We start from the raw sequence: 10,414 nt of genomic DNA on the forward strand, positions 1-10,414 counted from the left end.
CTGAGCCCCATGAAAAACGCCGGCACTGGGCCGGCGTTTTTCATGTCAGGCAACGCCTAGAAGGCGGGCACCACGGCGCCCTTGTACTTTTCTTCGATGAACTGCTTCACCGCCGGGGTGTTCAGCGCCTTGGCCAGCTTCTGCATGGCGTCGCTGTCCTTGTTGTCCGGGCGGGCGACCAGGATGTTGGCGTAGGGCGATTCCTTGCCTTCCAGCAGCAGAGCGTCCTGGGTCGGGTTGAGCTTGGCTTCCAGGGCGTAGTTGGTGTTGATCAGTGCCAGATCGACCTGATTCAGCACGCGCGGCAGGGTCGCGGCTTCCAGCTCCTTGAACTTGAGCTGCTTGGGATTCTCGGCGATGTCCTTGGGCGTGGCGAGGATGTTGGCGCTGTCCTTGAGCGTGATCAGCCCGGCCTTCTCCAGCAGCAGCAGGGCGCGGCCGCCATTGGTGGCATCGCTGGGGATGGCCACGACGGCGCCTTCGCGGACTTCGTCGAGCTTCTTGATCTTCTGCGAATAGATGCCGAAGGGCTCGACGTGGACCTGGGCGACGGTCACCAGGTCGGTGCCACGGCTCTTGTTGAATTCATCCAAGTAGGGCTGGTGCTGGAAGAAATTGGCGTCCAGGCGCTTCTGGGCCACCTGCAGATTGGGCTGCACGTAGTCGGTGAAGACCTTGATCTGCAGGTCCACCCCTTCCTTGGCCAGCTGGGGTTTGACGAATTCGAGGATCTCGGCGTGGGGCACCGGGGTGGCGGCGACGCTGAGGGTCTCGGTGGCGTGGGCGGTCAGGCTGGCGGCCAGCAGGGCGGCGGTGGCGAGCAATTTCTTCATGGCAGTTTCCTAAAGCGGGGTGGAACCGTCGGCGCCTCTGCGGGCGTCGACGGCGGTGGAGCTGAGGCTCAGAACGCGGGAACGACGGCGCCCTGGTACTTCTTCTCGATGAATTGCTTCACCTCGGGGGTGGTCAGGGCCTTGGCCAGCTTCTGGATGGCCGGGTCGTTGGCCTTGTCGGCGCGGGTGTAGAGCAGGTTGGCGTAGGGCGACTCGCCGCTCTCGATGAAGAGGGCGTCCTTGGTCGGTACCAGCTTGGCTTCCAGAGCGTAGTTGGCGTTGATCAGCGCCAGGTCGACCTGGTTCAGCACGCGCGGCAGGGTCGCGGCTTCCAGCTCCTTGAACTTGAGGTGCTTGGGATTCTCGACGACGTCACGCGGGGTGGCGGTGACGTTGCTCGGATCCTTCAGGGTGATCAGGCCCTGCTTGGCGATCAGCAGGAGCGCGCGACCGGAGTTGCTCGGATCGTTGGGAATGGCCACGGTGGCGCCGTCCTTGAGCTCCTTGATGTCCTTGATCTTCTGCGAATAGGCACCGAAGGGCTCGACGTGCACCGCCACCACCGGCACCTGGTCGCTGCTCGGGTTGCTCTTCTGGTAGCTGGCGTAATAGGGCTTGGTCTGGAAGTAGTTGGCATCCACCTGCTTCTGATCGGTCTGGCGATCAGGCTGGATGTAGTCGGTGAAGACCTTGATCTTGAGGTCCACGCCTTCCTTGGCCAGCTGCGGCTTGATGAATTCCAGGATCTCCGCATGGGGAACCGGATTGACCGCGACGGTCAGGGTCTCGGCGGCCTGGGCGGCGGTGGCGACACCTAGGCCGAAGGCCAGGGACAGCAGGGTACGTTTCAGCGACATCTGGGATTTTCCTTGTGCAAGACCTTCAAGTGGATGAAGCCCGAATCAACGACGACTGAAATGGGCGACGAGGCGATCGCCGACCATCTGCAGTACCTGGACCAGCACCAGCAGCAAGAGCACCGTGACCACCATGACGTCGGTCTGAAAGCGCTGGTAGCCGAAACGGATGGCCAAATCGCCGAGGCCACCGCCGCCGATCACCCCAGCCATGGCGGTGTAGGACACCAGGGCGATGGCGGTGACGGTGGTGGCCGCGATCAGCCCGGGCAGGGCCTCGGGCAACAGGGTGCGGGTGACGATCTGCCAGAGACTGGCGCCCATGGCCTGGGTCGCCTCGATGATGCCGCGGTCGACCTCGCGCAGGGCGGTCTCCACCAGCCGGGCGAAGAAGGGCGCGGCGCCCACCACCAGCGGCGGAATGGCGCCCTCGACGCCCAGCGAGGTGCCGATCAGCCAGACCGTGATGGGGATCATCAGGATCAGCAGAATGATGAAGGGCACCGAGCGCAGCACGTTGACCACGAAGGAGAGGATGCCGTAGACCAGCGGCTGTTCCAGCAACTGGCGACGGCTGGTGAGGAACAGCAGCACGCCCAGCGGCAGGCCGAGGATCAGGGTGAAGAGCATGGACCAGCCAAGCATGGCCAGGGTGTCCTGGGTCGCCTGCCAGATCTCGGCCCAGTCGATGTTGCTGAAGAGTTCGTCCATCAGCGCAGGACCTCCACGGTGACGTCGGCGGCCTGGAAGCGAGCCAGGGCGGCGTCCAGGTCACCGCCCACCAGAGCGATGGTGAGCTGGCCATAGGGCTCGTCCCGGATGCAGTCGATGCGACCGCCGAGAATGCTGTAGTCCACACCGGTCTCCCGGGCGACGTGGCCCAGCAGCGGTGCATAGGTGGCTTCGCCGCGGAAGGTCAGGCGCAGGATGCGGCCTTCGACATGGGCATAGGCGTCGGCCAGTTCGGTCTCGTCCTGATGCTCGGCCTCGAACACGAAACGGCGGGTGGTGGGGTGCTGCGGGTGCAGGAAGACATCGGCGACGGTGCCCTGCTCCACCACGGCGCCGCCATCGAGCACGGCGACGCGATCGCAGACGCGGCGGATCACGTCCATTTCGTGGGTGATCAGCACGATGGTCAGGCCCAGCTCGCGATTGAGTTCGGCGAGCAGTTGCAGCACCTGGGCGGTGGTCTGGGGATCGAGGGCGCTGGTGGCCTCGTCGCAGAGCAGGATCTTCGGCTCGGTGGCCAGGGCGCGGGCGATGCCGACGCGCTGCTTCTGACCGCCGGAGAGTTGCGCCGGGTACTTGCGCGCTTGGTCGGACAGGCCGACCCGCGCCAGCAGCTCTTCGACCCGTTGGGCGATCTGCGCCCGCGAGCGGCCGCCGGCCAGTTCCAGCGGCAGGGCCACGTTGGCCGCCACGGTCTTGGACGAAAGCAGGTTGAAGTGCTGGAAGATCATGCCGATGCGGCGGCGGAAATCGCGCAGCTCGGTCGAGCCCAGGGTGGTGACCTCGGCGCCATCGACCTGGAGGCGACCGCCACTGGGAGCTTCGAGGCGGTTGATCAGGCGCAGCAGGGTGCTCTTGCCGGCACCCGAATGGCCGATCAGGCCGAAGATCTCGCCGGCTTCGATCCTCAGGTCGACCGGCTGGAGCGCCGCGACCTCGCGACCGCGCGTGCGGTACGTCTTGTGGACAGCGTGGAATTCGATCAATGGAAAAACCTTGTGGGTATCGTCAGACAACAGGATGGTGATCCAGCCGCGCAGTTTAACGTGCGCGCTTATATCTGCTTAGCACTTGTTGTCGGGTATTACGCCAATAACGGCATATGGCCAGCCTAGATCCTGGCGGGCGCCAGGCGAACAGCCCGTCGCCTCGTATCAGCCAAGCGGAACACCCGCTCTCGCCAGCGAGTCACTAGAGGACTGCCTGAATTCGCCCCACATTCCGTAGGGGACGCAAAGAGCGCCCTCCAGGCGCCTGATGAGGACTTTCCATGGCTACGCCCCCCAAGAGTGAACTCGCCGGTACCGACACCCAGGATCGCCAGAACACCTCGAAGAAGATCGAGCAACTGGAGCAATTCCGTTCCGATGCCACCGGCCAGGCACTGCGTACCAATCACGGCGTGAAGATCGCCGACAACCAGAATTCGCTGCGCGCTGGCACCCGCGGACCTTCCCTGCTCGAAGACTTCATCATGCGGGAGAAGATCACCCACTTCGACCACGAGCGCATCCCGGAACGCATCGTCCATGCCCGTGGCACCGGTGCCTATGGCTACTTCCAGCCCTACCAGGACTGGTCCGACCTGACCAAGGCCGCCCTCTTCCGTGATCCCAACCACCAGACCCCGGTGTTCGTGCGCTTCTCCACCGTACAGGGCCCGCGCGGCTCCGGTGACAGCGTGCGCGACGTGCGCGGCTTCGCCATCAAGTTCTACACCGAGGAAGGCAACTGGGACATGGTCGGCAACAACATGCCGGTCTTCTTCATCCAGGACGCCATCAAGTTCCCCGACTTCGTCCATGCGGTGAAACCCGAGCCGCATAACGAGATCCCCACCGGCGGCAGCGCCCACGACACCTTCTGGGACTTCGTCTCCCTGGTGCCGGAGTCGGCGCACATGGTGCTCTGGACCATGACCGACCGGGCCATCCCGGTGAACCTGCGCAGCATGCAGGGCTTCGGCATCCACACCTTCCGCATGATCAACACCGCCGGCAGGGGCGTCTTCGTCAAGATCCACCTGAAACCCGCCGGTGGCGTGCGTTCCCTGGTGTGGGACGAAGCCCAGAAGCTGGCCGGCAAGGACACCGATGCCCACCGCCGCGACCTCTGGGAAGCCATCGAGGCCGGTGACTATCCCGAGTGGGAATTCGGTGTGCAGATCATCCCCGAGGAAGACGAGCACAAATTCGACTGGGACATCCTCGACGCCACCAAGATCATCCCCGAGGAGCTGGTGCCCATCACGCCCCTGGGCAAGCTGGTGCTCAACCGCAATCCGGACAACTACTTCGCCGAGACCGAGCAGGTGGCCTTCTGTCCCGGCCACGTCGTGCCCGGCATCGACTTCAGCAACGATCCCCTGCTGCAGGGTCGCCTGTTCTCCTACACCGACACCCAGATCAGCCGCCTCGGCGGACCGAACTTCCACGAATTGCCGGTCAACCGCCCGGTGGTGCCGAATCACAACGGCCAACGCGACGCCAAGTACCGCATGACCATCGACAAGGGTCGCGCTTCCTACGAGCCCAACTCCATCGATGGTGGCTGGCCCAAGGAGACTCCGCCGGCGCCCCAGGATGGCGGCTTCGAGAGCTACTACGAGCGCATCGACGGCCACAAGGTACGTGAGCGCAGCGAAACCTTCGGCGACCATTTCTCCCAGGCCACGCTGTTCTACAACAGCCTGTCGGAAGCCGAACAGTCGCACGTCGCCGATGCCTACAGCTTCGAGCTGGGCAAGGTCGAGCGGATGTGGATCCGCGAGCGGCAGGTCAACGAGATCCTCGCCAACATCGATCTGGAACTGGCGCAGAAAGTCGCCAAGAAGATCGGCGTGACCCCGCCCACCGCGCCCACCGTACAGCCGCGCAAGGTGTCCATCGACAAGTCGCCGGCGCTGAGCCAGCTCAACCTGCTGTCCGGCAACATCAAGGGCTTCAAGGTGGCGGTACTGGTCGGTGACGGCGTCATCGCCAGCGAAGTGGACGCCATCAAGCAGGCGCTCAAGGCCGAAGGTGCCCATGTGAAGGTGCTCGGCCCCACCGCCGGCCCGGTCAAGGCCGCCGACGGCAGCGAAGTGGCCGTGGACGGCTCGGCCGAGGGCATGCCTTCGGTAGCGCTGGACGCGGTCTATGTGCCGGGTGGCGCCGAGAGCGTCAAGGCCATGCTCGACGACGGCGTGATCAAGCACTACCTGCTGGAAGCCTACAAGCACCTCAAGGCCATCGCCCTCACCGGCGAAGCCGAGCAGCTGCTCAAGGCGGTCTATCTGAGCCCCGACGAGGCGCTGCTCACCGGCGGTGACTTCAAGGCGGTGCAGCAGGACTTCTTCGCCGCCATCGCCAAGCATCGTTGCTGGGCGCGGATGCCGAAGATCAAGTCCATCCCGGCCTGATCCAAGCGGGTATGAAAAAGCCGACCGTCGCGAGACGGTCGGCTTTTTTCGTTTGGAGCAGGATTAGAGCCGTAGGTTGGGTTGAGACGGCTCCACCGTCGAAGCCCAACAAAACGGAGCAGACAGCGTGCTCTGTTGTTGGGCTTCGCTGCGCTCAACCCAACCTACGGGTCTTGTGCCGGGATCAACCCAGCACCAGCACCCCGTCCATTTCCACCTGGGAGCCCTTCGGCAGGGCGGCCACGCCGATGGCGGCGCGAGCGGGATAGGGCTGCTGGAAGTAGCGCCCCATGATCTCGTTGACGGTGGCGAAGTGCGAAAGGTCGATCAGGAAGATGTTCAACTTGACGATATCGGCCAGCGAACCACCGGCGGCTTCGGCCACGGACTTGAGGTTCTCGAACACCTGGACCACCTGGGCCTCGAAGCCGTCCACCAGCTCCATGCTGGTCGGATTGAGCGGGATCTGCCCGGAGAGATAGACGGTGTCACCGACCTTGATCGCCTGGGAATAGGTGCCAATGGCGGCGGGCGCCTTGTCGGTGTGGATCACTTGCTTGCTCATGGGTCGCTCCTGTGCGGGAAAGGCTCGATTCTGCAAGCCCGTGGCGACCCGCTGCAACCTCAGCTGCGAACCCGAGTGATACCGGCCACGCCCTTGAGGGTGCGCAGCTTCTTGATCACCCGCGCCAGGTGCACCCGATCGCGCACGTTGACCACCAGCTGGACCACGCTGATCCGGCCGTCGCGCTCGTTCATGCCGATCTTCTCGACGTTGGCGTCCGCCGCGGTGACGTTGTTCGCCAGCATGGCGATCAGGCCGCGCTGATGCTCCAGCTGGACGCGCAATTCGACGCTGAATTCGCCAGTGACGTCCTTGGCCCAGTTGAGCACGATGCATTTTTCGCTGTTGTGCCGGAATTCGGCGATGTTCCGACAGTTTTCCAGGTGGATCACCATGCCCTTGCCGGCTGACAGGTGGCCGACGATGGGATCGCCCGGAATCGGCGTGCAGCACTTGGCGTAGCTGATCACCAGGCCTTCGGAGCCGCGGATGGCCAGCGGCCCCTGCGGCGTGGTGCCGGGTTGCGGCTCCAGCGGCTCTTCCTGCTCGCTGCCGGACACCAGGCGCCGCGCCACCACGTAGGCCATGCGATTGCCGAGGCCGATCTCCTCGAGCAGGTCTTCCAGCACCACGCCCTTGTACTCGCCCAGCACCGAGAGGATGCGCATCGGCGAGATCTTCGACAGCTGAGTGCCGAAGCCCGACAGCGCCTTGTTCAGCAGGCGCTCGCCAAGGCTGATGGACTCGGAGCGACGCTGCTGCTTGAGCGCATGACGGATATTGGTGCGCGCCTTGCCGGTGACCACGAAGTTGAGCCAGGCCGGATTGGGCCGGGCACCGGGCGCGGTGACGATCTCCACCGTCTCACCGCTGCCCAGCGGCTGCGACAGCGGCGCCAGGCGGCGATTGATGCGGCAGGCGATGCAGCTGTTGCCCACGTCGGTATGCACCGCATAGGCGAAGTCCACGGCCGTGGAGCCCTTGGGCAGCTCCATGATGCGACCCTTGGGCGTGAAGACGTAGACCTCGTCGGGGAAGAGGTCGATCTTCACGTTCTCGATGAATTCCAGGGAATTGCCCGCGCGCTGCTGCAACTCGAGGATGCCCTTCACCCACTGGCGCGCGCGCAGATGGCTGGCGCGCGGCTCGTCGCCCCCGGCCTTGTACAGGCCATGGGCGGCGATGCCGTTGTTGGCCATCTCTTCCATCTCGCGGGTGCGGATCTGGATCTCGATGGGCACGCCGTGCATGCCGAACAGGGTGGTGTGCAGGGACTGGTAGCCGTTCGCCTTGGGGATGGCGATGTAGTCCTTGAAGCGTCCCGGGAACGGCTTGTAGAGATTGTGCACCGCGCCGAGTACCCGGTAGCAGGTGTCGACCTTGTCGACGATGATGCGGAAGCCGTAGACGTCCATGATCTCGTTGAACGACTTACGCTTGCCGCGCATCTTCTGGTAGATGCTGTGCAGGTGCTTTTCGCGCCCGACCACCTCGCCGTCCAGGCCGTCGCGGGCCAGGCAGTTGGCCAGGGACTCCTGGATCTTGCCGAGGATCTCGCGGCGATTGCCCCGCGCGGTCTTGACCGCCCGCTGGATGCGTTCGGCGCGCATCGGGTGCATGGCGCGGAAACCCAGGTCCTCGAATTCCACGTAGAAATCGTGCATGCCCAGCCGGTTGGCGATGGGCGCGTAGATTTCCAGGGTCTCCTTGGCGATGCGCCGGCTCTTGTCCGGCGGCATGGCATCCAGGGTGCGCATGTTGTGCAGCCGGTCGGCCAGCTTGACCAGGATGACGCGGATGTCCTTGGACATCGCCATGGTCATCTTCTGGAAGTTCTCCGCCTGGGCCTCGGCCTTGGTCTCAAACTTCATCTGGGTCAGCTTGCTGACCCCGTCCACCAGCTCCGCCACCGTTTCGCCGAACTGGGCGACCAGGGCTTCCTTGGCGATACCGGTGTCCTCGATCACGTCGTGCAGCATGGCCGCCATCAGGCTCTGATGGTCCATGTGCATGTCGGCGAGGATGTTGGCGACGGCCAGCGGATGGGTGACATAGGGCTCGCCGCTGCGGCGGCGCTGCCCATCGTGAGCCTGCTCGGCGTAGTAGTAGGCCCGCCTGACCAGATTGACCTGGTCGGGGGTCAGGTAGTCCGCCAGGCGCTCGGCCAGCAAATCGATGCCGGTCGGGCGGACGTCACCATACGCAGGCTCGGCGGCCATGGCTTAGAGGGCCTCGCCGTCCGCTTCTTCGTTGACTTCGAAAGCGGCAAACAGCGGCTCTTCTTCGACGATGTCGTCCAGACGGATGACTTCCTCGTCGACCAGGCCTTCGGCGATCTCGCGCAGGGCGACGACGGTGGGCTTGTCGTTGTCCCACGGTACCTTGGGCTCCTTGCCGCCGGTGGCCAGCTGGCGCGAGCGCTTGGTGGCGAGCATGACCAGCTCGAATCGGTTGTCTACGTTGTCCAGGCAGTCTTCGACAGTAACGCGGGCCATGGTCTTCCTCGTGGCGATGATGATCCCGGGAACGGGGGACCCGATAGTATAAAAATTCGCCAGTGGCAAGGGAAGGGGCGGTGGTCGGCTACTGGGGCCGTCCGGCGTCGATCCACTGTTGGGTCTGGCTGAGCGTCAGCCGATAGCGGGCGCAGTTATGGATACCCAGGGCGCGCAATTCATCGACGAGCATCTGCCGGAATATGGCGACGTCGTCCTCCACCAGCGCCACGGTGGCCATGGCCTGCTCAATCGACCGATGCTCACGCACCACGACCCCTACCGCATCGCCGAGGGCACTGCGCAGCCGCAGGCGCACCGGATCAGGAATGCCTACCGCCGCCAGTTGCACGGCATACTTAGCGATCGAACGCCGATAGACCTGCTCGAACAGCTCGACCGCCAGGGCGACATTACAGTGTTCGTAGACCCCCATCATCGCGTAGGCATAATCATGGGCTTCGATATCCAAGAAAGAAAGCGGTGCACAGTTATAGAGCATCAACGGGACGTTCGCAGCGAGTCGGCTGGTACGCTTGTTACCATCTTCGAAGGGTTGCAGGTACGCCAAATTCACCCAGAGAAAGAAGGTGGCCTCAACGGGATTGTTGATCTGCCGTGCCTTGTCGAGGATGAGTTCGAACATTTCTTGCAATTGCGCAGGCACCTGACACGGGTAGTAGGTGGTCCCCAAGATATTGACGATCTTGTGTCGAATGGCTCCCAGCCCTGCGCTATCCGCCAGCAAATCCTGCATCAGCAATGCATGCAGGTTGTGGATCACCCCAGCGGTCAGACCGTAGTCGGGTACCGCGTCGATCAGAAATTCGATGGCCGCCTTGTGGTTGAGCAGCATCACCGCGTCCAGATCCCCGTCTGCCGTACCCTTCCTGAACAGCTCCTCGGTCGCGAGCAGGGAGAAGGAATTGCCCTCGAGACGCGACGATGACCAGGACAGATCGATCAACAGCGGCTCAAGGACGCGCCGAGCGTAGGTACCCGCAGGCTGCTGACCACTCATGCCCCCTTCGGCGGCCAAGGCGTGCGCCAAGGACTCAGGAAGCAAGAAGCTTTGATTCGGAACATAGTCGACCACGAAGTTGGCTTGATAGCCTACCGGCCTACGGCTCGCCAACGGTTGCAGGAGCTGATTCTTCAACGCCTGCGCGGCCGACAGCGAAGGTGAAGCCTCAGCGACAAGACCAGCAGACGACTCCGGATTCAGACTGTAGCGGGTGCCTCGACGCTGCCCCGTCCGTAGCACGTAACCTGATCGTACCAATACATCCAGATGGCGTTTCACGGTTGCCACGCTGGTCGTACCGAGACGTGCTGCTAACTCGGTAGAGCTCATCCAGGGGCGTTCAGTGCCTATCCGCTCTCGTAGGGCCTGAAGAATGTCCTCTTTCACTGCCATCGCGTGCTTTCCATCCTGCCTGGTCGCTCATTGAAGCTCATTGAAGCTCATTGAAGCTCATTGAAGCTCATTGAAGCTCATTGAAGCTCATTGAAGCTCATTGAAGCTCATTGAA

The 10,414-nt window shown here is 63.5% G+C and carries 9 protein-coding genes; 1 reads left to right on the plus strand and 8 read right to left on the minus strand.

The genetic code is table 11. From position 1 onward, the window contains the following. Positions 1-56: 56 nt before the first annotated feature. From PVZ77_RS13350 to PVZ77_RS13365, 4 genes are all read right to left on the minus strand, one after another. Positions 57-833 carry a MetQ/NlpA family ABC transporter substrate-binding protein gene (locus PVZ77_RS13350; protein ID WP_273806946.1) on the minus strand — a complete coding sequence of 259 codons (777 nt, stop codon included), beginning with the start codon at positions 831-833 and terminating at the stop codon, positions 57-59. A 68-nt stretch (positions 834-901) separates the two neighbouring features. Next, entirely contained in the window at positions 902-1,684 is a 783-nt protein-coding gene (locus PVZ77_RS13355) for a MetQ/NlpA family ABC transporter substrate-binding protein (protein WP_371913873.1), read from the minus strand. 51 nt (positions 1,685-1,735) lie between these two features. Continuing rightward, positions 1,736-2,401, minus strand: coding sequence for a methionine ABC transporter permease (locus tag PVZ77_RS13360; protein ID WP_017639302.1), 666 nt, complete (start codon positions 2,399-2,401; stop codon positions 1,736-1,738). Continuing rightward, positions 2,401-3,408: a methionine ABC transporter ATP-binding protein gene (locus tag PVZ77_RS13365; protein WP_273806958.1), complete on the minus strand. Its 1,008-nt coding sequence runs from the start codon at positions 3,406-3,408 to the stop codon at positions 2,401-2,403. The genes PVZ77_RS13360 and PVZ77_RS13365 overlap by 1 nt, the downstream gene beginning before the upstream one ends. Before the next feature lie 284 nt (positions 3,409-3,692). On the opposite strand from PVZ77_RS13365, the gene katE reads away from it, so the two are divergent. Continuing rightward, complete coding sequence (gene katE, locus PVZ77_RS13370; protein WP_273806947.1) at positions 3,693-5,822, plus strand: catalase HPII; 2,130 nt, start codon at positions 3,693-3,695, stop codon at positions 5,820-5,822. A gap of 184 nt (positions 5,823-6,006) precedes the next feature. On the opposite strand, the gene PVZ77_RS13375 is transcribed toward katE, so the two are convergent. The 4 genes from PVZ77_RS13375 to PVZ77_RS13390 form a co-directional block, all read right to left on the minus strand. Beyond that, positions 6,007-6,387 (minus strand): RidA family protein, encoded by a 381-nt coding sequence (locus PVZ77_RS13375; RefSeq protein WP_064307739.1) that lies wholly within the window; start codon positions 6,385-6,387, stop codon positions 6,007-6,009. A gap of 59 nt (positions 6,388-6,446) precedes the next feature. Continuing rightward, positions 6,447-8,606: a bifunctional GTP diphosphokinase/guanosine-3',5'-bis pyrophosphate 3'-pyrophosphohydrolase gene (gene spoT, locus PVZ77_RS13380; protein ID WP_273806949.1), complete on the minus strand. Its 2,160-nt coding sequence runs from the start codon at positions 8,604-8,606 to the stop codon at positions 6,447-6,449. A gap of 3 nt (positions 8,607-8,609) precedes the next feature. Beyond that, positions 8,610-8,882: a DNA-directed RNA polymerase subunit omega gene (gene rpoZ, locus PVZ77_RS13385; RefSeq protein WP_007161465.1), complete on the minus strand. Its 273-nt coding sequence runs from the start codon at positions 8,880-8,882 to the stop codon at positions 8,610-8,612. Positions 8,883-8,970: 88 nt separating this feature from the next. Beyond that, positions 8,971-10,299, minus strand: coding sequence for a Fic family protein (locus PVZ77_RS13390; protein ID WP_273806950.1), 1,329 nt, complete (start codon positions 10,297-10,299; stop codon positions 8,971-8,973). Positions 10,300-10,414: the final 115 nt, after the last annotated feature.

Source organism: Pseudomonas sp. SHLD1, assembly GCF_028640935.1.
GTDB lineage: Bacteria > Pseudomonadota > Gammaproteobacteria > Pseudomonadales > Pseudomonadaceae > Chryseomonas > Chryseomonas aestiva.

Coding starts and splice junctions, on each gene's coding strand:
- PVZ77_RS13360 (WP_017639302.1), bottom strand. CDS start 2,401: ATGGACGAACTCTTCAGCAACATCGACTGGGCCGAGATCTGGCAGGCG.
- PVZ77_RS13390 (WP_273806950.1), bottom strand. CDS start 10,299: ATGGCAGTGAAAGAGGACATTCTTCAGGCCCTACGAGAGCGGATAGGC.
- katE (WP_273806947.1), top strand. CDS start 3,693: ATGGCTACGCCCCCCAAGAGTGAACTCGCCGGTACCGACACCCAGGAT.
- PVZ77_RS13375 (WP_064307739.1), bottom strand. CDS start 6,387: ATGAGCAAGCAAGTGATCCACACCGACAAGGCGCCCGCCGCCATTGGC.
- rpoZ (WP_007161465.1), bottom strand. CDS start 8,882: ATGGCCCGCGTTACTGTCGAAGACTGCCTGGACAACGTAGACAACCGA.
- spoT (WP_273806949.1), bottom strand. CDS start 8,606: ATGGCCGCCGAGCCTGCGTATGGTGACGTCCGCCCGACCGGCATCGAT.
- PVZ77_RS13350 (WP_273806946.1), bottom strand. CDS start 833: ATGAAGAAATTGCTCGCCACCGCCGCCCTGCTGGCCGCCAGCCTGACC.